Below are 25,718 nucleotides of genomic sequence, written 5' to 3' on the forward strand. Positions count from 1 at the left end.
TAGTCGTGAGCTTGCTAGCGATCCAGGTGTGTCAGGCATCACTGCCGCTACCGCCAAAGTGCATCGCGAGCAAGCGAAGGCCTACAGGGTTGAACACGTACGAACACGCCACACCGCGTGTCCGTCCAGACAACAAAAACAATAGGGCTCCCCCTGGGAAGTCCAACTGGAGTAACCGCAATGACTATCTCTGTTCTGAACCCGGACAGCAGCATCGCCGAGGTGGTAAGTGCCGAAAAGGCGCTGATCCGCAAGGTCGCCTGGCGCCTGATGCCGTTGATCATGGTCTGCTACCTGTTTGCCTTCTTCGACCGCATCAACATCAGCTTCGCCAAGTTCCAGCTGCAGGCGGACCTCAGCCTGAGCGACACGGCCTACGGGCTGGGCGCCGGTCTGTTCGTGGTCGGCTACGTGCTGTTCGAGGTACCCAGCAACATCATGCTGTACAAGGTCGGCGCGCGCCGCTGGATCGCCCGCATCATGATGTCCTGGGGTGTGGCGACGGCCCTGATGGTGTTCGTCAACGCCGAGTGGCAGTTCTATGGGCTGCGTTTCATCATTGGCGCCATGGAAGCCGGTTTCGCACCTGGCGTGTTGTATTACCTGACGCTGTGGTTCCCGCAAACCTACCGCGGCCGCATCACCTCCATTCTGTTTCTGGCCTCAGCGTTCGCCGGGCTGCTCGGGGCGCCGATCTCCGGGTTGGTGCTCAGCCACATGGACGGCGTGATGCAGATGCGCGGCTGGCACTGGCTGTTCCTGCTCGGTGGCTTGCCTTGCATCGCACTGGGGGTTGCGGTGTTGATGATCCTCAAGGACCGCATCGCCGACGCACACTGGCTGACCGACGCCGAGAAAACCTACCTGACCAGCCGCATCGCCCAGCATGAGCCCAACAAACACGGCGGCTCGCTGCTCACCGCGCTGAAAATGCCCGGCTTCCTGATGCTCGGCCTGATCTACTTCCTGATCCAGGTGGCGTCCTATGGCCTGAACTTCTGGGCGCCGCAGCTGATTCGCAGCGCAGGCGTCGAAAGCCCGGTCATCATCGGCTTGCTCACCGCCATTCCGTACATCTGCGGAGCGATCAGCATGGTGGTCATCGGCCGCCTGTCCGATGCCAGCGGCGAGCGTCGCAAGTTCGTCTGCGGCCTGGTGGTACTGGGCGCCATCGGCTTCTTCAGCGCCGGCATCTTCGCCCAGCACACCAGCATGCTGATCCTTTCCCTGGCCATGCTGGGCGGCGGCATCGTCGCCTCGATCCCGGCCTTCTGGACCTTGCCACCCAAGCTTCTCGCCGGGGCGGGCGCAGGTGCCGCCGGAGGGATCGCCCTGATCAACACCCTCGGCCAGTTCGGCGGCATCATCAGCCCGGTGATGGTCGGCAGTATCAAGGACCTCACCGGCAGCACTACCCCCGCGCTCTACGTGATCGGAGTGACCAGTGTGATCGCCGCGGGATTGTTGATGTGGGCGCTGCCCGAAAAATTGCGCACGCTGGATAAAAGCGAAGGTTAAACCCCTTCACCCGCTGCCTGCGGTGGCGCTTCCGATAGCGCCACCGTCGGCAAGCCGGGCTGCGATAACTGCCTTGATGGCTTCCATCCTCAGCCGGGTAAACAACCCCCGACGCCGCGCCTCGCCCCGATCGAACCGACGAACAACATCCTCCTTTCTTCAAGATCCCGCCGACACCCCCGATAGCCTTGAAAGCCTACCTTTTGAGTGGGTTTGTCTTTGTTCCCTTATGCGTTGAACAGCAGCCAATGATGAACGTACAGAGGTCCCGAGGCCTGAAAGTACTAATCACCATTGAATATTTTCCGGACTTCGACGCTCGATTAGATTGACCATCAAAGGGAGATAGAAAATGACCAACCAACAATACTGCCGTCTGTTCTTTTTTCTTGCCATGGCCTGGCTTTCAACCGCACTGGCGGTGGCGTCGGTGCCGCACCTCTGAATTGATCCACCGCAATCCCTTTGAGCCTGCCACCGTGCAGGCTTCTTTTTGTCCGGTGCTGCCTGTCAGATGGTTGTTCCCACGCTGCGGGTGGTAACGCATGGCCTGATGTTCTGCGTCACCGCGAAATGAACACGCCCAGGCACGATACTGGAGACAAAAAAAAACGCCCCAAATCGTTGGGGCGTTTGCTTGCGCAGCTCGGATTACACCGTGGTGACCACCTTGGCCTCAGGCTGGGTGCGGCGACCCAACATGCCTGCGCCGGCAGCGACAACGCCGGAGATAATCAGCGTGATCAGCAGCAGCCAGCTTGCCTGCGAGACTCGCTTGGCAGCGACATCGGCCGCTTCCCGCGCCTTACGCTCGGCATCGGCTTTCAGTTCCTGATACTTGGCGTACGCCTGCTGATAAGCCTGCTGAGCCTCGTCGACCATCTTGTTGGCTTCGGCATCCGTCTTGCCGGTGCGCGCCTTGATCAGATTGACCAAGGCCTGACGATCAGCGGCATCCCAGGCCTTGTCGCCCTTGGCCTTGATCCGATCCATCAGCCCGCTGAGCTGTTGATCAGCCGACTGCGGGTTCTGCGCACTGTTTTGCGCGGTATTCTTCGCATCGTCGCCGGTCGCTCGAGCTTCGTTGGCGACGTTGTCCGGATTCAGTTCAGGCTTGCCCGTCTGCCGCATCGCTGTTTCCAGCTCGCCCTTGATGTCATCCAGATTAAAGTCGATGCCCTGTTTGCGCAGTTGGTCCTGAACCGTATCGCCAAGGCGTGGCGCCATCTGCGAAATACCGCTGCCGACCGCGGACAGACCACTGCCCGCCAGGTTGAGCCCGCTGCTGACGATGCCGCTCACCGCGCTCGACACCAGATACAAGGTCACCAGCGAGGTGGTCGCCCAGACCAGCAGGCCATGCAAGGCCCCTTCACGCTGGGCCAGGCGACCGGCAATCCAGCCACCGACAAACAGCGAGATAATCCCGCTGACCACCACCCAGATCGCGGTGCCCTTGCCCAGACCATCGAGCGGGTTACCCTCCTGCAGCGGATCGATGCTGGCCGAACCAATCGCGGTACCCAGCAGGTTGAGAATCAGCGACACCACCATCGCAAGCGCGACGCCTGCAAAGATGGCGCTCCAGGAAATGCGTTTGAGCAGCGGGGCCGTGGTGACGGGGGTGTCGTGGTAAACCACTGGGCCGGTGCGTTCGTCTGTAATCATGGGTAACTCCTCGGGTATAGCTCCCTGGTTTTGCATGCCGCGCCTGACTCAGGCGCAGCTCCTTTGGATTAACAGAATCAGTCGCGCAGGTCGGCTGGAACTTGCCCGCCGTTCTCGGACACCTTTTTCAGCACGGCTTTGTGCAGCCAGACGTTCATGGTGGCTGAATCATCCGTAGAGCCGGTGTAGTTGAGTTCTTTGGCGAGGTTTTGGCGGTTGGTCAGGCTGCTGTCGATGTCCAGAACCTTGAGCAGGTCGACGATTGAAATCTTCCAGTTGGTTCCGGGATGTTTCTCGGCCATTTTCTCGAGCTTTTCATTGATATCCACCGGTGCGCCAGTCGACGGCGGCGACGACGAAACGGGCGCGGTCGATGCGCCACCGACGCCGGCATTCGCGGAGGTATCGGCTGTGGTCGGGGTGGCGGTTGTATCTGCTTTGGTCTCTCCGATCCCAAGGCCCGCTAAAATTTTGCTTAAGACGCTCATGGCAAATTCCTTTTTTTCAATCGTAGTGGTGTTCGGTTTCGCTAGCCGGAGTAGTCACACAGGCAGACGGCCGTTTGCTTACCGAGTTATCAGTCAGAGCAACAACATCAACGCGGCAAACAACGCCACAGACAGTTTCCCCAGGCTGGAAGCGTGCTCGCACACAACTTCCTCGACCCTGCGAGAAGACTTATCCAGCCAATGTTCATCGGACAATAAACACGTTCGAAAACAGAACTCGTCTTCGACGCTAATGACACCAGCAGTGCTGGTGCAGGGAGACGGTCGCAACTACTTCCAGACCTGGAATGGGATCGCCACTACCTTGTGTGCTAATGCTGTCCATAACATCGGTGACCTTGAATCAATCCGTGCCGCTACTCACTTGAGTGGCCTTCGCGCGCGACAGTTCCGAGCAATGTTGAGCAACGGCGCAAAACTGACGAGCGGTACTCACGCTGGAATTCGATGCGGCCGGGATTTCAAACCTGCTTGTCGCACAGGCAGCGGGTGCGGGAGGGAGATGGCGGGGGAGTGTGAAGATCAGCGCAGGGCATCAGCGGACAGGGGGGGGGAAGCGTTAAAGACGCCGCATGAATACGACGCCTCGGGAAGTCCTCAAGCGCAAGAGCGGCTAATCGGCGACCACCATACGTGGTGCGCCGCCGAGACCAGCAATCGAGGCCTCCACCAGTGCCTTTGCAGCATCGATCTGAAACACCACGGCCCTGGCCAACGGCCGAAACTCGGCAGGGGTGTTGTCTGCGGACTCATAAGCCGTGGCAGCTGCGCACGCCAGGTATTCGGAAACCAGCACCAAGGCATCTTCGACCTTGATGCCCTGCTGCACCGTGAACAGATTCTGGCTGCCAGTGTTGATGCCGAAGGCGATGGATTGAGTGACGGGTGTTTCGGGGGGATGCGGTGTGGAACGGATCATTGGGAACCTTCTTGATGAGTTAAGCCCCCGCCCCCAGCTGTCAAACAAGAAGGGTGGCGGCTGTACACGGGTTGACAGACCAGTCATCAAGAAACCTGGCGCACACGAGTGTGCCCCGCGACAGCCGCCATATCCCCGCCTGCAGATACAAGACCCACCAGCGGGATAGCGATTGTTGCGTCTTAATGAATACGGTCTGTCAAAACCGGTCGCTGGAATCAACGACGCGAAAGAGGGTAAGCCGTGATCCACAGAGCCGCAACGCGGTCGGGAGGATATCCCTTAATTTCAGAAGCGTCCTACAGGAACTGGTTTGTTTTGTCGGGGAATGTGTCTGTAAAACGTCGAGCCGGTCTTGAGATAGCCAAAAGCGTTATTTGGCGGATTGTCCAAACGAGGATTTTTTCGTCACGGTAAACGCCTTTGTTATTACCCGGAGCGCCATTTCATTCCGTCAACCAACGTCCCGCTCGACAATCACCCAAAAGCGCGTACGGATCTTGAACCGGAACAACACGGCGTCAGCCCTTTCGAATTCATGCGCCAGCCCTTTATCGCGATCCTCCGCGAACGCCTCGCAGCACCACAGAGACCGGTCAGATGAATGGGCGTCAAGCAAGCAACCCATCCATATCTCACGGGGCGCGATCGCCGCCATGATGGTTTCGCGCAAGGCCCGGGAGTCGCCTTGAAGCACGTCCTTCCTGAAGGCCTCCTCAGCAGACCCATAGGCTTTCTCGTCCAGGATGGACGATGAACCCTTGATCCCGGTAGATCCGTGCCCGAGGATTGAGAGGGTCAGTCCTATGGGGCCCAGCCGTGCAGCGTATTCGAATTCGAGCGTAAAGTTCTCACAACCGGTTAGTGTTATCCCTAGCCAACTGGACGTATTGCTGGTGTTCTCGGCAGACAGGTGGGCATAGTCCAGCTGAAGTATGCCCTCGCTGACCTCAAAGTAGCGCCCTAGGTGTTCGACTAGCGGCGGAGCCCAATCGGTCAGCGGGACGCTGGCAACTGCCAGCTCATTGTCGAAGCTATTCTTCACACTCAAGGCGTTCTCCCTTTCCCTGCGCCTGGCGCGTACTGGTTAGAAGTTGGGATTCTACCTATAGACCGAACGCAGCGCGTAGGGCCGCTTTGGAACGCTTCCGGCCAAAAGGAGCCACTATTAGTACTCGCTCAAGGGTGTGATTAGCTTTCTCTGTACGTCGTCAACCCTGATATTTATTGCAACAGCGCAAGCCCTACAGGGCAGTTATATGTTGAAACGCCACATGAGCCGACCTACCCCCCGAAATTGCTCCTCCAGGCTCCGGCCGACAGCTTTAAAAGTGCTGAAGTGCTGTCTGGCTAAATGCGTGACAAGGCCGTCCTCCACAAACGTATGCATAGGTAGAAAACGTGGCCAGCAAAGGAGAATTTTCGCATCTTTACCCGCGCATCCCCATGAAGGCATAATGCCATCTTCGCTCTACATATGGAGATGTAAAAAATGCTTGTGTATGCAAATAGATTTGAATTTGAGCCCGAAGAGGGTGTCGAGCAGTTAATTAAAATCATCGCGAGCTGGACGGGGCGCAAAGCAAGAGGATATGTCGATCCTGCAAAGTTGATGCGAGGAATAAATAGTCTTACGATAAAGGACTTCTCAATAAGTTCGTGGTCAACGGTGGGCGCGGATAAGCAGGCGGCTTTTCCTTTTCTATTTAGTTTCCGACTTGTGCACCAAGATGAGATCATTAAAGGTAGGCAGTGGATAACCGAAGTAGGTGTGCATCAGTCTGAAGACGGGGGAGTGGTTGATTGCTCGATTTTACTGAAGACGGATGAAGTTAGTGCAAAGGTGATTGCACCTATAAAAGTTACAAGGCCTAAGCTTGTGGCTGAGCTAGTGGAAAAGTGTAGACCAACCAATGGCACGCCCGGGCTATTTCTCAAAAATCTTACTGAGGAAAGTGCCGATGCATTTCTGCAAGAAATAGAAAAGCCCTCTCGAAAAAGCCCCATTGTTTTGATAAGTTCTAAAGATGGTGAATTCTTCACTGATCCTGAAGTGCTGAGACGGCAAGTATTAGGGCTAGCTCAGGTGGTGATTATTCCACCCAACGCTGACACATTTAGACTCGAAGAGATTGTGGGTCGAAGATTTATAGCTTTCGCTGGTGCCACTAGGCTCATATTTCCGGGGCGGCCTAATGTGAATGGCGTTTATTGCGAAACAGCCATTTTTATGCCAGATAATTTCCCCGGAAAAGGTAGAGAAGATGTAACCATTGAGTCTGAGGTGTTAGCAGCTATTACCCACAGAAGCAATATCCCCCTATCAAGAAGGCATGTTTCGCTCGAAGCAGTACGTTTCGAGGTTTTGAGATCCAAACTAAGCCATGCGGCAGCACAAGCTAAGAGTACTGAGAGCTCGGATGAAATAAAGTATTTTGCTGATTTGCTAGATGAAGCTGACAGAGAGCTGCTCGCAAAGGGCAACGAGCTTGAAACACTGAACCAACAATTAGAAGAAATGGAAGCAGAAGCACGGAAATCTCAGGCTACCATCGAAGCGTTAAAGCACAAAATATCTGGTCACCAATCTCATGAGTATGAGGAAGATGATCTAGGCGAGGTTTTTTACGGCATCAGAAATACTTTAACCGCTCTAAAATCAGGATGTGCGAAGGTTGAAGATGCATTAAGGCTTGTAAGTATTTTATACGCTGATAGGTTGGTAGTGCTGGAAACAGCTTTCTCGTCAGCCGCCGAATCCGACAAAGCTGGATTCAATCACACTACTAAAGCTTATGACTTACTTACGCGTTTAGTCTCTTCGTATTGGCAAGTTATGGCTGACGGATTAGGGGATCAACAAGCGAAGAATGTGTTCGGATCTTCGTTTACTGCGAACGAGGCGGGCATGAGTAACGAAGGAAAAAAACGTCGGACGTTTAGCTATAGGGGCCATGAAATATTGATGGAAAGACATCTTAAACATGGAGTTAAAGATAGTTTAGCGGAGACATTAAGAGTTCATTTTGATTGGGTGGCTAAAGACAGGAAAATCGTCATAGGCCACTGCGGAAAGCATCTGGATTTTTAAAGCTCCATAGCTTCTACTATTAATCCTCCGCGATATCGAGCGCGAAGGATTTTTAGAGCTTACCGAGCATTTTTTTTGCACTTAGACTAAATGGCAAGTTTAATATCATTCTGAAGTGGCTAATGATTTATACTTGTCGGATTCAAATGGTCGGAACCCATCGGGCCAGGGAGTAACTGACTCACAAAACACACGGTACTGTTCAGGAGCATTGAGGTTTACCTTGAGTACCGGGATCTGTGTGACTAACTCACTGCCAGTCACTCCTAGCAAGCGGTTCGCTCGAATTAAGTCTTCATTTAGGTAGCGGGGGTAATAACCTAGCCGTTGTCCAGATGCTGGATTAGTAACGGCAATAGCGTTCGAGTCTGCTTTGTTTTTATCTTCAATTACACAAGATAACAATGTTCGCGAATCTAGGCTGATTAGATCTCGCTTCGCTGCATCAGAGATGTAAGCAATGCCGCTGATAAAAAATTTCAATCTATATTCATTGCCTAATGTTCTTCTCGGCACCTTGATAATTCTAAAATTGTCTGTCTTTTTAGAACCTCCAGATGCACCTAAAATTTCTAGCGGGTCATGAGCGCCAGGCATCATATCGAGCCAAGAAAGCATGGTGTAATATTCGGGGCGCCGTTCTGGAATGATACGATTCTGAAAAAATGGAAATAACTCATGGGAGATATATTCTTTTTCCAGAATACTCATACGTGGAAAAGGCACAAAATTTTTGTGGAGAGCTCCACGCGTGTAGGAAAAAATATAAACGCCATGTAACTCTGTCAGTTTGGCAACTGGTTCCCACATTGTGGTTTCAGGGTCTTGCCAAATGACGAATGCACTATTCATATGTTTTAATCTGCCGCTTTCTAAATGATGGATCCAAGTTATCCCTGAAAAAAGGTACAAGTTTCATCATATTCGACCTGTTGCAAATAAGCATTTCGAGGGCAAATCTTTTAGACACATGGCTCATTATTTCCACAGGTATTGGCGCGATAATAGCTTGCATTATCTCCGCAGTCAATCCATCGAGTTGTTCAATCCAGCTCAGCGCAGCTTTCGGATTAAGTATTCCAAAGTATTCAAATGCTTTAATAGTTCTAAGCCTTTTTTCCCTGAGGTAGAAATATGATTTCGCCCTTTGAACATAAGTTGTGATCTGCTGGCCCTTATCGGTTGAATTGAGCCTGTTTGTCTTCGTTTCGTCCGATTCATTTCTACCAAGACCAGCTGCATGATCGAAAGATGGGGCAAGATGAAATCGTCCTTTCCCCGTTACGATTAAACCCCAGTTTTCGCTATGTCGGTCTTGATTTTATACAAGCGCATCGAGCATCAAATAGCCGGTAAAAAAATCAGCTGCACTTTTGATGTGGGGACGGCTATTGAAACCTAAAGGTTTGTTTCTAATTATTCTTCGAAGAATAATATAAACATGCATGATATTTTGTTTTTCAGTTTTTTTTGTGTTTTCGATATTTATCGGTGCGCTGTAGTTTTTTAGGATTTCATTACCCGTAACGAGATAAGCATTATCTCTTGTAATGAAATTATTTGTGATTACGCCTCGTGTTTCTCTATCGTGCGCTAATTCATAATCAGCACATGGAATCAATAGTGCTTTTGCAATTTCGCAAGATATTTTTTCTGACCAGTCTTCACCATCGCGTGATACCGTGTTGTTTTTAGAATCATGAGTTTCTATAGACTTAAAAAGATAGTCATTACCAAATTTATCAGAGCACCAGTATTTTGCTTTTGTTCCTAGCGGCTCAAACTCTTCATGTTTGAAGCTTGAAATGTCAAACACCTCATATTGCATAGCTTGCCCCAGTCCACGTGGATAGCCTAGTATTTCAAATACTGCAAGAGGCCTAGTAAGCGGTTACGATCAACATCGGTTACTCCTAAAAGGTGCTTCTTCATGGTGTCACTGAGTCTAGCATGCACCAAACTCATACAGGAGGGACGCTCGCCATTTCTCAGGGCAGGAATCTGCAACCGAAGCAAGTCACGCAGGAGGTTTTATGCCTGCTACGAATGTCAGGACATGGCCGTTTTCCGACCTTCGTTTAGAAGTTGAACTGCCAAGATTTCCCCAAGCGACGAGTGACTAATCGCATGGTCAGCAAATAGTAATAGCACGTCGATTGAGTGTTCTGGTTTAGGTGGTGATTCAAAAATCACGCAAGGTGTTTTCTCTGCCAAGTCTATGGGTTGGCGCGTTGCCAGTGCTCAGCGACCGCTGTTTGAATGGCCTTCGCCTGGCGCAGGTGGCGTTGGCGCGTGGTGTGCGATCCGGTTAGGACGCCTGACAGGAATAGTTCCATATCGAATACCTTGCTCATACCCGACCACCAATGTAAGCGGCCACCACGACGATACGGTTGTGTCCCAGCTCATAGCTGATTTGTACTCGGGCTTCCTGATCGAGACGTCGGTCGAGCTGATAGCAATGGCCACCGTTGATGGGGGCGGGATGGTGGGTGATTTGCTCATAGCGTTTGCACGCATAGGCTACCGGCAATTCGTGGAAGCCTTTGAGGTTGTACTGATGGAGGATGTCCCGTGCAGGACGGGCGATTCCCCGTTGGAAATCGAGGTAGCTTCCGTTCGGTGCAAGTAGGTTGCGGCTATCGTCGGGTGAGACCTGTTCGGCGAATCTCAGCGCCTCGCGAATATGATCATCCGCCCTGATCTAGCGAGGTGCCGAGGCACCTGAGCGGCCCCCTTGGTGCCATCCTGGATATTGATCTTGCCGTAATGTTTGGCTTCGCGCATGAGGCGTGGTATGTCGGCCAGAATCGCCTCGCGCAATCGCATGCCAGTGGCACGTGCCAACTGGATAACGGCTGCGGCATGGGGATTCTGTTCGCAGAGCGCGTCGATGATTCGCTTCACCTGTTCGCGGTCTTGGCCTTGCGGCACTGAGCGACGAACACTGGCCCGCTGCATTTCCAACGCCTTGCTTGGGCTCGGTACTTTCACGGACTGATCACCGCGAAGCGCGGCCATGGTTAGGTTCACGCTGGACAATCGGTTTTGCGCGGTCGCGATGCCGATAGCTCCTTGTGCACCCTGCTGGCGTAAGTGTCCTGCGTAATCCAGTAAGGTCTGCCGATCAATCTACTGCGCATCGTTAAATCCTGGTCCATCCTCCGACCGACACCACCGAACAAACGCCTGCCAGCGATCACTGTGCGCTTTGACCGTCCCGTAATGCCCACCGCCAAACAGATCTTTCAGCGCTTGCGGCCCGCATAACTCAGTTGCCGTCCATAGCCAAAATTGCGCCTATCCCGTCTACCTACCAATGCCATGATCAAACTCCTGTCGAAGCCAAATCTTTGAAACTTTCCCCACGTCATCCCGCCAAGAATGTTGAGTGTTATCAGGGATCAAGGCCCCTGCGACCTGTGGAGAATGTCCACTACGCGGGACTTGCGGCTCCTTACGTCCGGGAGCATGGGCATCTCATGATCTGGCCTCCTGAGCACCGTTACCGGTGGGCGGGTGGAGGCTGCGTTGGCTGACGAAACCAGCGCCGCGAGATCCTGAGTCGGGTGAAGGCAGCTATGTGATGACAGGGGCATGCCTGGCTGTCAGCCAGGTGCAGTCCAATCCTTGGTCTGCGGCACCATCATCTACGTCGCTGTTGCTGGTGACTTCGGTGTTTGTCACGCCGATTGTCACGAGGAGGATTGCGGCAAGGCCACGTTCTATATTGGCTGCAGCAATAGTAGGAGCGCCCGTCTCTTTCCGGAGCAAGAGACGGTCAACGGGTAGCGCAGGGAATTTCGCCAAATGAATAGGTTGCTGCTGGGCAGCCAGAAAGGGGGTTGCCGCAGCCGAAGTTTACTCATCCACATTGGTGGGCTTCGGCGCGTAGGTGAGGCGGTAGCTTGGCTTCTCGTTTCAGGCGCTTGTGCTCGCGCGAAACGATTGGGAAAAGCAAATCTTCTAAATTTGGCTAATTTCCGAGCAGTAGCTTCGTCGAGCTTGACCACGGTTCCAGTGCTGCCAGAAGCGCATCGGATGGATTTAAGGGGAATGTCTAGCGCACTCATCACGCCATCTATGTAGGGGCGCAAGTACGGTTCGCGATCGCCGAGAACTCTGCTCTCAGGCGCCGTTTGATAATCCCAGTCCACCTTGAATGTCTTACCAGTTTTGATGATTTCGATGACAGGAAGGGCCGGTAGTTTGTTCATTTGAGATGATGTCGTTTAGTTTTGTTTAATTGGCATCTTCAAAAAGCTTGCCCTCAATAGATATCAAGAGCAAGCCTGACACTTAGTTACAGCAGTTCGTCAATGCTGTCCCGCAGGAGCTCCCATGCATGTATCGCACGGGAGGCAGCCCACAGAAAGCTCAGTATGCGTAGAAATACTTTCCACATACCTTGGCCTCCGATCAGAGCGGCCAAGCCTCCAGCGTGCTTACCGGAACATGCACGCCTTCGGATACCTGTTGTCGTACCCAATGAGATGGCCAGGTTGATGACCCGCTACGCGGAATCCGGCACGGATTACTAGCCCGTGGTAGAGGGGCTGAAATCTATGCTTTAACCTGTTCACGTCATGGTCGACTTCAGGTGAGCGCGGCGATGGTAGCGCCTCCCCGTCCGTAGTGCTTCTATGTTGAGTTACTAGTTGTGTCTTATGTAAGTTTTTGTTTCAACTAGCATGCTATTGGGGATATTTGCATCCCTATGCCGTCAATATTGACATGTGCTTGTGTGGGCGCTAACTTGGCGGCTGTTGTCGTGCCCAATGAGCTGGGGCAACAGAGGCTACTAACCGCTGTTGTCGAGAAAATCCGTCTCCTTACCGAGGCGGATTTTTTTTGCCTTGGATTTGTGGATGGATCGAGGCGTGGCGGTGACGCGCAGGGGCCTCTCCGCGGGCAAGCCTTGCCCCCACACGATTGGCGGCGTCAGACCGGGGTGGGATGATCGGCGGCTGCAGACAACGCAAACAAAAAAGGCCCACCTTTCGGTGAGCCTTTTTTGTTAAGTCTTGGTGCCGGCACCAGGAGTCGAACCCGGGACCTACTGATTACAAGTCAGTTGCTCTACCAACTGAGCTATACCGGCGTGATGGGCGCTGATTATAGGGATTTGATTTGCCGAGTAAAGCCCTAATTGAAGTTTTTTTGCAGGGCTTATGTCCGTCAGCGATTAGCGTTATTCACAATTGTCGACTCGGTGCGCGGCGCAATGTCGATTTTGCGGAACTCTTCTCATTCGTTCGCAAGCTACTGTTTTTTCGGAAATTTAACACCTGTACAAAAAGTGATCAATTCGGGAAATCGTTTGCGAGGCAGGGTTTCTGGGCGTTGTCGGGAATTTCGTCAACAGAGTTATCCACAGGGCAGGACGCTCGAAGTGGAACGTTTTCGTTCACCCAGGATGAGCAGGTTGCGTGGGGTGATGTGGCTGTCGCAGAAGGTGCCGAAGCTTACGCTGTATCCGCGTTGTTGCAGGTAGAGGGCGCGGTCGAGGATGAGCCAGAGTTCGAGGGGGCGGCGGAAGAGGTTGCGCAGCAGTTCGAGGTTGCGCACCTGGGCCAGGCGTTGCCAGCCAGCGGCTTCCAGTGATGGCCAATCCTGGTGGCCGGGGGCGGGCAGTTGTTTGAGTTCGGCGAGGTCGCGGCAGTAGTCGGCGAAGGGTTTGTCGAGCCAGGCGCTGGGCAGCGAGGGGGTCGGCAGGTAGTCGTCGAGGCCGCGCAGTTGTCGTTGCAGCAGGTCGAAGGCCAGGCGGCGGGCCATGGAGGTGTCGCGCTGGCGACGCACGCGGGCGCCGGCGGTGACGGTTTCGCTGAGCGGCAGGCCGAGGTCGTCGAGGGACAGTGTGAGGGCGGACGCCCGGCCTGGGTTCGACAGCGCTTGGTAGTGGTCGCTGGCGATGCGGTTGTAGCAGCACGGGGCGATGGCCATGTGTTGGCACTGGGCGGCGCTGGCCACCTGCATGAGGCGCACGTGGAGGTCGCCGCAGGCGTGCAGGGCCACCGGGGTGTGATGGGCTTGCAGCCTTGCGGCGATGTCGTCGGCCATGACGTCTTGCTGCAGATGAGCGGCCCGGATGCCGAGTTTGTCGCTGAGCTGGCGCCCCGTGTCTACCAATGCTGCATCGTGTTCGAGGCAGGTCAGCGCTTGTCCATCGTGGGCGAGGCGGCGACCGAGGTGGCCTTTGCCGGCGCACCAATCCAGCCAGTGAGTCGGGCTGTGCTCAAAGCTCAGGCTGCTGGCGAACGCTTCTATCTGTTGCCACTTGCGGCCGGGCACGTCGACGCTCATGCGTGGGGAGATGGCAGTGAGCGGGTGGCTGGGCAGGCGGCCGACGTCACTCAGGGTTGTGGATTGCCGGGCGAGTTGGGCGAAGGGCTCCGGCGCCTGGAGCTGTTCAGGATGGTTGTGAGCGGCTTCGGCTTGTTCCAGCGAGCGTTGCCGCAGCCAGATGGAGAGCAGCGGGTTTTGCGCTTCCCAAGGCAGATGGCGCTGGGTGAAGGGTTTTGGCCGCCACAGGTCCTGGTGCGCGAGCAGGAAGGCGTCGAGCGCGAGGAAGCGGTCTTGGAGTGCGGCGGCGTGTAGAGGCATCGGGGGGTACGGCAGTTGGGGTATGCGCTGCAGCATACGGTGAATCGCGAGCAAGCTCACGCCTGCAGGGAGGCGTGGCCGGAGCAAGTCCGGCGTCGTCTATCGCCCCTGACTGGCATCCACACGCAGGTACCGCTCCAGCAGTTTGAAGCCTTGCACCAGCACGAACGACATCAGCAGGTAGATCATCCCGGCCAGAAAAAAGCTCTGTTCCGGCATGTAGGTACGGGCGTTGATGGTGCGGGCCACGCCGGTGATGTCGAGCAGGGTCACGGTGCTGGCCAGGGCGCTGGCCTTGAGCATGAGGATGACTTCGTTGCTGTATGCCGGCAGGCCGATACGCGCAGCGCGGGGCAGGATGATGTAGAGCAGCGCCTTGCCTCTGGACATGCCCAGTGCGCGAGCGGCCTCGATTTCACCCGGTGGTACGGCCTGGATCGCCCCGCGCAGGATCTCGGCGATGTAGGCGGTGGTGTGCAGAGTCATGGTCAGCGCCGCGCAGAAAAACGGCTCGCGCAAGTAAGGCCACAGCGGGCCTTTGGTGATGAGGTCGAACTGCGCCAGACCGTAATAGACCAGGAACAGCTGGACCAGCAACGGCGTGCCGCGAAAGAAGAAGATGTAGGCGTAGGGCAGGGCGCGCACATAGGCGTTGCGCGATGCCCGGGCAATGCCCAGGGGAATCGCCAGCATCAGGCCGGCGAACACGGCGATGGCCACCAGCTCCAGGGTCAGCGTCGCACCCTGCAGCAATTTGGGCAGCCATTTGAGGGCAAACTCCCAGCTCATGAAGCGCTCCTCACGAATCCTGTCGATGCGCGCCGTTCCAGCCATGCCAGGCCGATCATCGACAACGCGGTCATGCCCAGATACAGCAAGGCGGCGACCATATAAAAGGTGAACGGTTGTTTGGTGTCGGTCACGGCGATCTGCGCATGGCGCATGACTTCTTCCAGGCCGATCACCGAGACCAGTGCGGTGTCCTTCATCAGGATCATGAACAGGTTGCCCAAGCCCGGCAGGGCGATGCGCCACATCTGCGGCATCACCAGCTTGATGAAGATCCGTGAGCGCGACATGCCCAGCGCCAGCCCGGCTTCGCGATGGCCCTTGGGGATCGACAGGATGGCGCCGCGAAACACCTCCGTGGCGTAGGCACCGAAGCACAGGCCCAAGGCGATCACCCCGGCGGCAAAGGCGCTGAGCGAAAGATTGGGCAGGCCGAAAAGCTGGCCAATGGCGCGCATGGCGTTGACCGTGCCGAAGTAGATCAGCAACACCCAGAGCAATTCCGGGATGCCGCGCACCAGGGTCGAATAGGTGCCGCCCAGCCATTGCAGGGCAGGCCTGGGCGAGGTTTTCGCCAGCGCGCCGAGCAGGCCGAGGATCAGCCCCAGGCACAGGGCGGACAACGCCAGTTGGATGGTCATCAGCACACCGGCAGCCAGTGCCGGGCCGAATCCGTGGAGGTCGAGGTTCATGGCTTTGCTTGGTCAGATGAAGGACGCCGCCGCCCAGGTCTGCAAGCGGCGGCGTCGGTCAGGCGGGTCAGAGGATGCTGAACGGGAAGTACTTGTCGTTGATCTTCTTGTAGGTGCCGTCTTCGATGATTTCCTTCAGCGCGGCGTTGAGCTTCTCGCGCAGCGGGTCGTCCTTGCGCACGGCGATGCCGATCTTGTCGTCGCCAAACATCGGCTCGCCTTTGAATTCATAGTTCTTGCCGGCTTCGCTTTTCAGCCACTCGTAGCTGGCGTATTTGTCGCCAAGCACCGCGTCGAGACGGCCGGAGGTCAGGTCCAGAAAGGCGTTTTCCTGGGAGTCGTAGAGCTTGACGGTGACGTCGTCGCCCCAGTTGTCTTCCAGCCAGGTGCCGGACAGGGTCGCACGCTGTGCGCCAATGGACTTGCCGTTCAGGACTTGCTTGATGGCTGCAGCGTCGCCGCTCAGGTTGGTCGATTTCGGTGCGATGAACTGCAGCTTGTTGGAGTAGTACGGGTTGGTGAAGTCCACTGCCTGCTTGCGTTCTTCAGTGATCGACATCGACGAGATGATGAAGTCGAACTTCTGCGCGTTGAGGGCCGGGATGATGCCGTCCCAGTCGGAGGTGACGGTTTCGCAGGTGACTTTCATCTTGGCGCACAGGGCGTGGCCGATTTCGACGTCGAAGCCCACCACCTGGCCGCTGGCATCCTTGTTGTTGAAAGGCGGGTACGCACCTTCGATGCCCATTTTCAGGGTGTCGGCAGCAAAGGCGCCGGTGGTCACTGCCAGTGTGGCAACAGCGGCCAGCAGGAAATGTTTCAGGGTCTGCATCGATGTTGCTCCGTTAGCGATTGCTGGACATGAATTGTTTGCAGCGTGCCGATTGCGGGTCATCGAAGACCTGCTGCGGCGATCCTTGTTCTTCTACCAGCCCTTGATGCAGGAAGACCACTTCACTGGACACCTGCCGGGCGAAATTCATTTCATGAGTGACCATCAGCATGGTCCGGCCTTCTTCTGCCAGACCACGAATGACATTAAGCACTTCTTGCACCATCTCTGGGTCCAGCGCGGAAGTCGGCTCATCGAACAGAATGACTTTAGGTTGCATCGCCAGTGTTCGTGCGATGGCCGCGCGCTGTTGTTGGCCGCCCGACAGCTGCGCAGGATACACGTGGCGTTTATCGGCAATCCCGACCTTGGCCAACAGCGCCTCGGCGACCTCGATCGCTTCGGCCTTGCTTTGCCCCAGTACCCGGCGCGGCGCCTCGGTAAGGTTATCGAGCACGGTCATGTGCGGCCACAGGTTGAAGTTCTGAAAGACGAATCCGATCTCGCTGCGCAAGCGGTTGATCTGACGGTTGTCGGCGGCGATCAGTTCTCCCTTGCGCGTGGTTTTGAGTTTGAGCGCTTCACCGGCCACGAGGATTTCACCCTTGTGCGGATTTTCCAGCAGGTTGATGCAACGCAGCAGCGTGGATTTGCCCGAGCCGGATGAGCCCAGAATTGAAATCACGTCGCCTTCGCGCGCAGTCAGCGAGATGCCCTTGAGCACCTCCAGCTGATCGTAGCGTTTGTGCAGGTTGCGGATTTCCAGGGCGGGCGTGGCCTCGGCCATGTGCGGTCCTCATGTGTTCGGGTTGCGCATCACGCGGAGCCGTGGGCCAGCGCCTGCGCAAAAAGGGCGCGATGGTGCCAGCTTTAAACGCCGTGGGGAAGGGTGTTTCGGCCATCTGTGCGATCAAAGGTCGCCAAAGTGCGCTGATTTGGTGCCATTGCGTCGCCTGTGTGTATTTTCGGTGCGAGCAAACGTCTCTATCCTGTTGCGCTCGGTAACACCTCCTTACAGAAATGGCTAAATGCTATTTCTCTCAGGCACTTACCGAACGCCTCTGCAACGGTCGTATCCACGCACGACGTCGCTTTTGCATTATTTTGGCGTACTTCTTGCGTAAAAAATAAATAACAGGGCCGTTCTGATCTTTTTACGAAAAGCCAAAACCTGCCCTGATCCGTATAAAAAATCCTAAAGGTTGCTTCCATGAGCAGTACCCCAAATTCTTCAAACCTCAATCAGGGGCTCAAGTCGCGGCATATCACCATGCTGTCGATTGCAGGTGTGATCGGTGCCGGCCTGTTCGTCGGCTCCGGCCACGCCATCGCCGAAGCCGGCCCTGCGGTTCTGATGGCCTACGCTGCCGCCGGTACGCTGGTGGTGTTGGTGATGCGCATGCTGGCCGAGATGGCCGTCGCCTCGCCCGATACCGGTTCTTTCTCCACCTACGCCGACCGTGCGATCGGTCACTGGGCCGGGTTCACCATCGGGTGGCTGTACTGGTGGTTCTGGGTGCTGGTCATTCCGCTGGAGGCCAACGCTGCCGCCACCATCCTTCATGCCTGGTTCCCCAACGTGGCGATCTGGGCATTCACGCTGATCATCACCTTGCTGCTGACCGCGACCAACCTGTTCAGCGTCAAGAACTACGGCGAGTTCGAGTTCTGGTTCGCCTTGATCAAGGTGCTGGCGATCATTGGTTTCGTGATCCTGGGTGTTGCGGCAATGTTCGGCCTGCTGCCCAACAGCCAGGTCAGCGGCGTCAGCCATCTGTACGACACTCAGGGCTTCCTGCCTAACGGCATGGGTGCGGTGCTGGCGGCCATGCTGACCACCATGTTCTCGTTCATGGGTACCGAGATCGTCACCATCGCCGCGGCGGAATCCAAAGATCCAGGCAAGCAAATCACCAAGGCCACCAACTCGGTGATCTGGCGGATCTGCCTGTTCTATCTGGTCTCGATCTTCCTGGTGGTCGCACTGGTGCCCTGGAACGACAGCCGTCTGGCTGAAGTGGGCTCCTACCAGACCGTGCTCGATCTGATGGGTATCCCCAACGCCAAGCTGATCGTCGATCTGGTGGTTCTGGTCGCCGTGACCAGCTGCCTGAACTCGGCGCTCTACACTGCCTCGCGCATGCTTTTCTCCTTGGGCAAACGTGGCGACGCACCGGCTGTTTCCCAGCGCACCACCAAGGCCGGCACTCCTTACTGGGCCGTGTTGCTGTCCACCGCCGCAGCGTTTGCAGCAGTGTTCGCCAACTACGTCGCCCCGGCTGCGGTGTTCGACTTCCTGCTCGCCAGCTCCGGCGCCATCGCGCTGCTGGTGTACCTGGTGATTGCCATCTCGCAACTGCGCATGCGCCGCAAGCGCGAGTCCGCCGGCGAGTCGATCGACTTCCGCATGTGGCTGTTCCCGGGCCTGACCTGGGCTGTAATCGTGTTCATCGTCGCGGTGCTGACCATCATGCTGTTCCAGGAAGGCCACCGCATGGAAATCATCGCCACCGGCCTGCTGAGCATTCTAGTGGTGGCGGCAGGGCTGATCGTTTCGAATCGCCGCAAGGCGGTGAAAGCAGGAAAGGTTGTGCTTAATTGATGGGTGATTGAGCGGGCTTTGTCAGCTTAAAGAGAGCGGCTGCCATCAGGGGTGATGGTGGCCGTTTTTTTATCCCCAGCGTTTGCAGGGCGTGGCTGAAATCTGATTCTGCCCCTGCTTCGGACAGGCCCATTGCTGGTGCGCAGAGCTGACACTCAAGCCGGACTGCTACAGGGGATCGGTAGCGTCGCAGATTTCTGGCCTGCAAAAAAACGGTAGGAGTGAGCTTGCTCGCGATTTAGGCTTACGGCGCATCTTTTCTGACTTGTCGGCTCGTCGGCGATAGCGGGTAGTTCAGGGCTAGAACATCCTCCCCAATACCGACTTCCCACGCAGCGAATGCAGCACCACTGCCGCCAGGTGCAGCGCCACCAATCCCGCCAGAATCGCGCACAGCACGTGATGCAGCTCATGCAGTTGCAGTAGCGCCATTTTCGAATGAATCAGCTGAGGTAGCGGCACAAGCGCCAGCAGCGTGACCGGATGGCTCATCATCAACACGCCGGTGATCAACACACCTGACGCCGCCGCGTAGATCGCCTTGTGGGCGACGTTGGCGAGGCGTTCCTGGGGGGTGCTGCGCAGGTGGCTTGGCCAAGACTTGATCGCCAGCCACAGTCGCCAGCCGAAGAACGGGATGAACAGGCTCGTCAGCTGTGGATTGAATGATTCGACCCATTGTCGAAACGGGTCACTTGAATCCAGCAGCGCCACGCCAAAGCCGCTGAAGGTCGCCCAGAGGATCACCGCGGCGGACAACCAATGCAGGACAATTCGCGGTTTGGAGTAGGCGCTCGCTTCGTGCGCTGCAGGCGCGGACGAAGGGGAGTGGAGGTGTGTCAAAACGGTCAGCCTTTATTGAGAAAGAGTTTCATTCTCTTGATGGCGCAAAGCTACCGTCTTGACCGGTGTCATGCAAATCGAAAGCGCTGTATTACCGGCGGCCTGCGTCGCGCGCGTTTTTGCGCTGCAGGATGTCCGACGCCTCGTTGTAAGCATCCTGGAACGTATCGCTGCCCAGCCACTCGACGGTGACGTCTTCCTCTTCGTCATGGAAGATGCCGCGATAGACGATTAGCAAGGCCATCAGGAAATCGGTGGCCGGGTCCTCTTCCTCCTCGGCGATGACCAGTTCCAGCACCGGGTATTGCAGGAAGACCACGCACATCGCCAGCAGGCTGATGGACTCGGCGGCTTTCATGGCCTGGAACAGGTCGTCGTAATCGGCGGGCTCGAAGCCGTTCTCCATGATGTCGTTAAAGTCGAATTTGCTCAGGTCGAGGAAAACGTCATCGAACGGCTCATTGACGGACGGATGATTGAGCACCGGATGGACGGCGGCGGGCTTGCCCTTGCCCGAACGGTTCTGCTTGGCCTTGGCTTTGGCTCGTTGGGCGCGTTTTTGCTGTTTGTCTGGAGAGGCCATGGAGGCAGTTTCCTTTTCGGTGCAGCCATTTTCATGGCCCGGAATTATCGGGCGCACATTGTATTCAGTCTTGAGCGGGTTCGTCTGGTTTGTTGCCGGCGGTCGTGTAGGTGCGCAACACCGCTTCGTCTTCGATTTCGCCAAGTGCGTCACGAAACGCCTCGAAGAAATCCTCGTTGTCGATGCGGGCTCTGGCAGCGTGTTCGTCAAGGCCATGGGCCCACATCCAGTAAGCCCCCAGCGTGCTCATGAGAATCTCGACATAGTTGGCGAAGTCGATGTCGTAGAGGCGCGCTTCGCGCGTTTGTGTTGCTTGTTTGCGGAAGCCATGGCGGGGCTCGCTGGTTTTTTGCATGGGCCTGCAATGGTAATGAATTGCGCCCAATAAAAAAGCCCTGCGACTTCGAGGTGCAAAATAGCCACGTCGCATGCACTGGATTGATACCCGAAAAACCTTTCTGTCCCTCGCCACGCCGTGTTCGGTCGCGCATCAAAAGTATGACAAACTGCGCGCTGTCTCCTACCAACAGAGGTTCTACCATGGGAACCGTGCGTAAGACCATCACAGTGACGGACCAGCAAGACACCTGGATCAAAGCGCAAATTCAAGCAGGCGGCTACACCAACGACAGCGAATACATTCGCGACCTGATCCGCCGTGAGCAAGCGCGAAGCAGCGAAATCGAAGCGATACGCCAGGCGCTGATCGAAGGTGAAGCAAGCGGGGAGCCTCTTGCGTTCAATGCCGAGGAGTTCAAGCGCAGGATGTCGAGAGCGCATGGCTGATACCGTCTTACTCCCGCCGCCGAGCGCGACCTTGAAGCGATCTGGACCTATACCGTGCAGGAGTGGGATGAGGGGTAGGCCGATCGTTATATCGACCGTATGACAACGGCTTTCGCGGAGTTGGCGCAGTCACCCCGAACAGCACCTGCGTGCGATCACATACGGTCCGGGTATCGTCGTCGCAGCGTTGAGCGACACATCGTTTACTTTCGCATCACGGCCTACGGCATAGCGATCATTCGCGTTCTGCACGATCGAATGGATGTGCCGCGCTCCATTTGATTACAGCCACGTCGCGACTGACAGGGCCCTGAGACGAGCCCCGCTTTTCTCGGGCCCAATAAAAAACCCCCGCATCTTTCGATGCGGGGGTTTTCGGTATTTTGGTGCCCAGAGACGGAATCGAACCGCCGACACGGGGATTTTCAATCCCCTGCTCTACCGACTGAGCTATCTGGGCAACGGGGCGCATTAGACGTGTTTTTCAGGAGGTCGTCAAGCGTGTTGTTGAAAAAAATTTGAATTATTTCCTCCGCTTACGATTAACACCGTCTGCAAAGGGTTATTCGGACGGCGGCACGTAGCCTTCGGCCTGGGCGTATTCCTCGCCCGACAGGTACTTGTCCATCTCGGCCTGCAGGAATTTGCGGTCTTCGGCGTTCATCATGTTCAGGCGGCGCTCGTTGATCAGCAGCGTCTGGTGTTTCTGCCAGTCGGCCCAGGCTTTCTGCGAGACGTGGTTGTAGATGTCTTCGCCCTTGGCGCCCGGGTAGGGTGGGCGCTCCAGGCCTGGCAGTTGTTCTTTGTATTTGCGGCACATTACGGTGCGGGTCATGACGATTCTCCTGCGTTCAATACGTCGGCTGCGTTTTTCAGCAGTTTCTTCACCGGGGCGGCGAGGCCCAGGCGCGGCGGGGTGGCGAGGTTATACCAGAGCCAGTCGTCCTCGGCCACGTGATGGGCGCCGGCCTCGACCCGCACCAGCCAGGGTTCGATGGTCAGCTGAAAGTGGCTGAAGGTGTGCACCAGCCCTGGCATTGCCTGATGCTTGCCCAGTTCCAGCGCGTGCTGATCGGCCAGATGCTGCATGTCGTCGAAGTCGTCGAGTTCCGGCAGGCTCCACAGCCCGCCCCACAACCCGGTGGAGGGACGCCGATAAAGCAGAATCTCGCCCTCGTGGTTGGCGAACAGAGGCATCAGCGTGCGTTTCTGCGGCACGGTCTTGCGCGGCTTGGGAATCGGATAGCGGGTTTCCTGGCCCAGCATGTGCGCCTCGCAACCGCGCTCCAGCGGGCATAGCAGGCAACTGGGCTTGCTGCGGGTGCAGAGCGTGGCGCCCAGGTCCATCATCGCCTGAGTGTAGTGATTGACCCGGCTGTGCGGCGTGAAACGCTCTGCGGTCGCCCACATCTGCTTCGCTACCTTAGGCTCACCCGGATACCCCTCTTGGGCCGTGAAACGCGCCAGCACACGTTTGACGTTGCCATCGAGGATCGGCGCGCGCAGGCCCATGCTGATGCTGGCAATTGCGCCAGCGGTGGACAGGCCGATACCCGGCAGTTCGATGAGCTTTTCAACGTCGCGAGGAAATTCGCCGGCATAGTCGGCGACGACAATCTTCGCCGCTTTGTGCAGGTTGCGGGCGCGGGTGTAGTAGCCAAGGCCGGTCCACAGGTGCAGCACTTCGTCTTCCGGGGCATCGGCCAATGCCTGGACGGTCGGCAGGGCTTCCATGAAGCGGTCGAAATAACCCAGCACGGTGCTGACCTGAGTCTGCTGCAGCATGATTTCCGACACCCAGACGCGATAGGGCGTGATGTCGTGTTGCCAAGGGAGATCGTGCCGGCCGTGACGGTCGTACCAGTCGAGGACGGCGGAGGAAAACTGCTCAGGTTGCATCGTGGTTCCGGGGTTCAGGGAAAGGGGTTTGACGGGGTCGCCCCCGATCCTCAGATGTGTGTCGTGCTGCCGATTCTTGATCGGCAGCACGGTTATCGCTTGAACAATCCCTTGATTGCATCCTTGAGCTCGGGACTGACCTTGTCCCCCAGCTTTTCGTCGATCTTGTCGCCAATGCGATCGGTGGCGAGCTTGGCGGCGACCTTGCCCAGACCTTCGTTGTCCAGGCGGCAGGCCTTGGCGCCCAGTTCCAGCGGGCCGCGGCAGAGGATTGGCCATTCGATGCCGACGAAGCGCGGGTTCACTTCGCAGGCAGGGTCTGGCATGTCGCTCTTGTCGCCTTCGATGATCACGCCGACGCGGTAGTTCATGCCCATCACCCGCAGGTCGATGTCGCCGTCGCCGTTGACGGTCAGGCCGGGCGTGCGCACCTTCAGGTCCGGGTTGCTTGCCACGCCATTGTGAAACACCAGATTGCCGTTGAGTTGCTGGAAAGGCGTGTCCTTGCCGCGCGGGTCGCCGCTCAGGGTCTTGCGGTTGAGCGTCGAGATACCCCGGCACAGTTGCTGTTCGAGGTTGGCGTTGACCAGCACCCCGTCGTTCAAGGCGAAGCTGGCCGTGCCGTTGAGGCTTTCCACCAGCGCTTTCTCGCTGTTGCCCTTGGCGGTGACATTGCTGTTGAGGTTCAGCAGGCCCCGCAGCGGCGGCGTGGTGCCCTGGCTCTGGATGAAATGCTCGACCGGCACTTTGGCGATGCGCGTTTGCACGCTGGCCAACGGCACCTCCGGGCGCACGTCCAGGTTGCCTTTGACTTCAAAATTGCCGTTGTAGAGATCGCCACGCAGGCTGTCGAGCTTGACCACACCGTCCAGCGCAGAGGTTTTCAGGGCGGCATTCTGGATCGGCAGTTTTTCCAGGGTCAGCTTGCCGAAGCTCAGGTCGGCGTCGATGTCCAGCTTGCGCATGCGCTCCAGCGGCAACAGCCGGGCATCGCTCCATGCGCCCTGGGTGGGCTGATTGGGCAGCGGTGAGGTGCCGGATGCGGCCAGGGCATCGGCCTCCGAACCCTGCACTTCGGACTTGCGTGCGGCCCCGGCGCTTTTCGCCTGGTCGCTCTGTGGCGGGCGATAACGGTCGGCATCGAACGTGTCGGCTTTCAGCTGCACGCGCAGGGACTGTTTGGCGAAATCTTCCACCGCAACGCGGCCGGTGAAGGTGCTGTCATCGAGTTTCAACGTCAGATCATCCAGCGCTACGCTGCTGGGGCTGGCGGCGATGCGGGTGACCATCTCGAACCGGTTCAGGCTGCCGTCGCCCATCGCCGGCGCAGGCTGGGCGATGTTGTCGAGAAAATCGCGCAGGTTGAGCTGGGCAATGGACAGGCCACCGCTCAGTTGCGGGGTCTTGTCCAGATCCCGCACATGCAGCTCGCCCAGCGCCCGCAGCTGATTGGCGGACAGCTTGAGGTTGGTCCACTCGGCAACGTTGGCCGACATGTCCACCAGCAGTTGACCCTGCGCGGCGAAGGTCAGGGTCTTGCCTTGCAGCGGATCGCCCGCCGCTTCGCCCGAGAAACGCATGTCATCAAGCTGGTAACGCTTGAGCGCACGGTCGAAGCGCAGCTTGCCGGTCAGCTCGGTCTTGGTCCGCACCACGGGCTGATTGGTGCTCAGAAATGCCGTGAGTTTTATCGGGATGTCGGTGGCGTTGTGCACCGGCCCGGTGCTCAGCTGAATACTCTCGGCGGTGAACTGCCGGGCCTTGGGAATATCGTTGAACTCAACACGGGCGTTGTTCACGGTCAGGCTGTCGATGTCCAGCTTGAGCGGCTGCCAGGCTTTTTCCGGTTTGTCGGCGGCCGCAGGCGTGGCCTCGGTGGCGGCCGGTGGCTGCGCCGGGTTGCCGGCGGTGGCGGGGGCCTTGCCGATGTCTTCCCAATTGCCGTGGCCGCTTTCGTCGCGGGTCAGCATCAGGTTCAGGCCCTCGACCCGCACGTCGCTCATCTGCACTTCCTTGCGCAGCAGGGGCAGCACACGCACCGACAGGCCGAGCATCTGCAGGTCGGCGAACGGCTTGGTCGGCTCGCTCAGGGTGGCGACGCTGGCGTCATGCAGCTCCAGTCCCAGCCAGGGGAAAAGGCTCCAGCCAATATCACCGTTGAGGGTCAGTTCGACGTGGGCCCTGTCGCGGACCAGTTTACGAATCTCGTCTTTGTAGTCGTTGGGATCAAACAGATGGGTCAAGGCAAAGCCAAGAGCCACGATGATCAGCAACAGCCCGAGAATGAATAGTCCCAGGATTTTGCCGAACGCTTTCATGGGCGAGTCCTTGTAATCGAGTCGTTCAAAATTTAGCCCGCGAGTATAGCGTTCTCACACAGGCGC

General features: G+C 56.9%; 22 protein-coding genes, 2 tRNA genes and 2 pseudogenes. 5 read left to right on the plus strand and 21 right to left on the minus strand.

Annotated elements, in window-relative coordinates; all coding sequences use genetic code 11:
* Positions 1-180 precede the first annotated feature (180 nt).
* Positions 181-1,518 (plus strand): MFS transporter, encoded by a 1,338-nt coding sequence (locus ACI2KS_RS18550; protein ID WP_404622432.1) that lies wholly within the window; start codon positions 181-183, stop codon positions 1,516-1,518.
* Between the two features lie 651 nt (positions 1,519-2,169).
* On the opposite strand, the gene ACI2KS_RS18555 is transcribed toward ACI2KS_RS18550, so the two are convergent.
* The 4 genes from ACI2KS_RS18555 to ACI2KS_RS18570 all read right to left on the minus strand — a co-directional run bounded on the left by ACI2KS_RS18555 (position 2,170) and on the right by ACI2KS_RS18570 (position 5,665).
* Entirely contained in the window at positions 2,170-3,186 is a 1,017-nt protein-coding gene (locus tag ACI2KS_RS18555) for a hypothetical protein (protein ID WP_404622433.1), read from the minus strand.
* A gap of 77 nt (positions 3,187-3,263) precedes the next feature.
* Positions 3,264-3,674 carry a DUF3597 domain-containing protein gene (locus ACI2KS_RS18560; protein WP_404622434.1) on the minus strand — a complete coding sequence of 137 codons (411 nt, stop codon included), beginning with the start codon at positions 3,672-3,674 and terminating at the stop codon, positions 3,264-3,266.
* A gap of 634 nt (positions 3,675-4,308) precedes the next feature.
* On the minus strand, positions 4,309-4,614 hold the full coding sequence (locus ACI2KS_RS18565) for a DUF6124 family protein (protein WP_404622435.1): 306 nt from the start codon (positions 4,612-4,614) through the stop codon (positions 4,309-4,311).
* Between the two features lie 454 nt (positions 4,615-5,068).
* A complete protein-coding gene (locus tag ACI2KS_RS18570) occupies positions 5,069-5,665 on the minus strand; it encodes a hypothetical protein (RefSeq protein WP_404622436.1) in 597 nt (198 codons plus the stop codon).
* 441 nt (positions 5,666-6,106) lie between these two features.
* On the opposite strand from ACI2KS_RS18570, the gene ACI2KS_RS18575 reads away from it, so the two are divergent.
* Complete coding sequence (locus ACI2KS_RS18575) at positions 6,107-7,705, plus strand: hypothetical protein (protein WP_404622437.1); 1,599 nt, start codon at positions 6,107-6,109, stop codon at positions 7,703-7,705.
* A gap of 105 nt (positions 7,706-7,810) precedes the next feature.
* Here ACI2KS_RS18575 and ACI2KS_RS18580 read toward each other — a convergent pair whose 3' ends face one another.
* From ACI2KS_RS18580 to ACI2KS_RS18625, 10 genes and pseudogenes are all read right to left on the minus strand, one after another.
* Positions 7,811-8,557, minus strand: a complete 747-nt coding sequence (locus tag ACI2KS_RS18580) for an HIRAN domain-containing protein (protein WP_404622438.1) — start codon at positions 8,555-8,557, stop codon at positions 7,811-7,813.
* Between the two features lie 469 nt (positions 8,558-9,026).
* Positions 9,027-9,533 carry a hypothetical protein gene (locus tag ACI2KS_RS18585; RefSeq protein ID WP_404622439.1) on the minus strand — a complete coding sequence of 169 codons (507 nt, stop codon included), beginning with the start codon at positions 9,531-9,533 and terminating at the stop codon, positions 9,027-9,029.
* A 250-nt stretch (positions 9,534-9,783) separates the two neighbouring features.
* A pseudogene (locus ACI2KS_RS18590) lies at positions 9,784-10,059 on the minus strand (hypothetical protein).
* Positions 10,056-11,031, minus strand: a pseudogene (locus ACI2KS_RS18595) (integrase domain-containing protein). The pseudogenes ACI2KS_RS18590 and ACI2KS_RS18595 overlap by 4 nt, the downstream one beginning before the upstream one ends.
* Positions 11,032-12,730: 1,699 nt before the next feature.
* Positions 12,731-12,806 (minus strand) — tRNA-Thr (locus tag ACI2KS_RS18600).
* A 266-nt stretch (positions 12,807-13,072) separates the two neighbouring features.
* A complete protein-coding gene (locus ACI2KS_RS18605) occupies positions 13,073-14,344 on the minus strand; it encodes a methyltransferase (RefSeq protein ID WP_404622514.1) in 1,272 nt (423 codons plus the stop codon).
* A 63-nt stretch (positions 14,345-14,407) separates the two neighbouring features.
* Positions 14,408-15,097 (minus strand): ABC transporter permease, encoded by a 690-nt coding sequence (locus ACI2KS_RS18610; protein ID WP_404622440.1) that lies wholly within the window; start codon positions 15,095-15,097, stop codon positions 14,408-14,410.
* On the minus strand, positions 15,094-15,789 hold the full coding sequence (locus ACI2KS_RS18615) for an ABC transporter permease (protein ID WP_404622441.1): 696 nt from the start codon (positions 15,787-15,789) through the stop codon (positions 15,094-15,096). The genes ACI2KS_RS18610 and ACI2KS_RS18615 overlap by 4 nt, the downstream gene beginning before the upstream one ends.
* Positions 15,790-15,856: 67 nt before the next feature.
* Positions 15,857-16,621, minus strand: coding sequence for an ABC transporter substrate-binding protein (locus tag ACI2KS_RS18620; protein WP_404622442.1), 765 nt, complete (start codon positions 16,619-16,621; stop codon positions 15,857-15,859).
* A 13-nt stretch (positions 16,622-16,634) separates the two neighbouring features.
* Positions 16,635-17,408 carry an ABC transporter ATP-binding protein gene (locus ACI2KS_RS18625; protein ID WP_404622443.1) on the minus strand — a complete coding sequence of 258 codons (774 nt, stop codon included), beginning with the start codon at positions 17,406-17,408 and terminating at the stop codon, positions 16,635-16,637.
* Positions 17,409-17,831: 423 nt separating this feature from the next.
* On the opposite strand from ACI2KS_RS18625, the gene gabP reads away from it, so the two are divergent.
* Complete coding sequence (gene gabP / locus ACI2KS_RS18630) at positions 17,832-19,223, plus strand: GABA permease (RefSeq protein ID WP_404622444.1); 1,392 nt, start codon at positions 17,832-17,834, stop codon at positions 19,221-19,223.
* A gap of 300 nt (positions 19,224-19,523) precedes the next feature.
* Here gabP and ACI2KS_RS18635 read toward each other — a convergent pair whose 3' ends face one another.
* The 3 genes from ACI2KS_RS18635 to ACI2KS_RS18645 all read right to left on the minus strand — a co-directional run bounded on the left by ACI2KS_RS18635 (position 19,524) and on the right by ACI2KS_RS18645 (position 21,004).
* Positions 19,524-20,066 carry a cytochrome b gene (locus ACI2KS_RS18635; protein ID WP_404622445.1) on the minus strand — a complete coding sequence of 181 codons (543 nt, stop codon included), beginning with the start codon at positions 20,064-20,066 and terminating at the stop codon, positions 19,524-19,526.
* A gap of 91 nt (positions 20,067-20,157) precedes the next feature.
* On the minus strand, positions 20,158-20,649 hold the full coding sequence (locus tag ACI2KS_RS18640; RefSeq protein ID WP_404622446.1) for a hypothetical protein: 492 nt from the start codon (positions 20,647-20,649) through the stop codon (positions 20,158-20,160).
* A 64-nt stretch (positions 20,650-20,713) separates the two neighbouring features.
* A complete protein-coding gene (locus ACI2KS_RS18645) occupies positions 20,714-21,004 on the minus strand; it encodes a hypothetical protein (protein ID WP_404622447.1) in 291 nt (96 codons plus the stop codon).
* Positions 21,005-21,189: 185 nt separating this feature from the next.
* Between ACI2KS_RS18645 and ACI2KS_RS18650 the strand changes: the two genes are divergently transcribed.
* Together ACI2KS_RS18650 and ACI2KS_RS18655 are read left to right on the plus strand one after the other, a co-directional pair.
* Positions 21,190-21,435 carry a type II toxin-antitoxin system ParD family antitoxin gene (locus ACI2KS_RS18650; protein ID WP_404622448.1) on the plus strand — a complete coding sequence of 82 codons (246 nt, stop codon included), beginning with the start codon at positions 21,190-21,192 and terminating at the stop codon, positions 21,433-21,435.
* Between the two features lie 90 nt (positions 21,436-21,525).
* A complete protein-coding gene (locus ACI2KS_RS18655) occupies positions 21,526-21,717 on the plus strand; it encodes a type II toxin-antitoxin system RelE/ParE family toxin (protein WP_404622515.1) in 192 nt (63 codons plus the stop codon).
* Between the two features lie 102 nt (positions 21,718-21,819).
* Here the strand turns inward: ACI2KS_RS18655 and ACI2KS_RS18660 are convergent.
* The 4 genes from ACI2KS_RS18660 to ACI2KS_RS18675 form a co-directional block, all read right to left on the minus strand.
* Positions 21,820-21,895: transfer RNA gene (locus tag ACI2KS_RS18660), tRNA-Phe, on the minus strand.
* 102 nt (positions 21,896-21,997) lie between these two features.
* Entirely contained in the window at positions 21,998-22,270 is a 273-nt protein-coding gene (locus ACI2KS_RS18665; RefSeq protein WP_404622449.1) for an oxidative damage protection protein, read from the minus strand.
* On the minus strand, positions 22,267-23,334 hold the full coding sequence (gene mutY / locus ACI2KS_RS18670; protein ID WP_404622450.1) for an A/G-specific adenine glycosylase: 1,068 nt from the start codon (positions 23,332-23,334) through the stop codon (positions 22,267-22,269). The genes ACI2KS_RS18665 and mutY overlap by 4 nt, the downstream gene beginning before the upstream one ends.
* A 92-nt stretch (positions 23,335-23,426) precedes the next feature.
* On the minus strand, positions 23,427-25,652 hold the full coding sequence (locus ACI2KS_RS18675; RefSeq protein WP_404622451.1) for an AsmA family protein: 2,226 nt from the start codon (positions 25,650-25,652) through the stop codon (positions 23,427-23,429).
* Positions 25,653-25,718: the final 66 nt, after the last annotated feature.

The organism is Pseudomonas sp. NPDC087358 (assembly GCF_044900785.1).
Lineage (GTDB): Bacteria > Pseudomonadota > Gammaproteobacteria > Pseudomonadales > Pseudomonadaceae > Aquipseudomonas.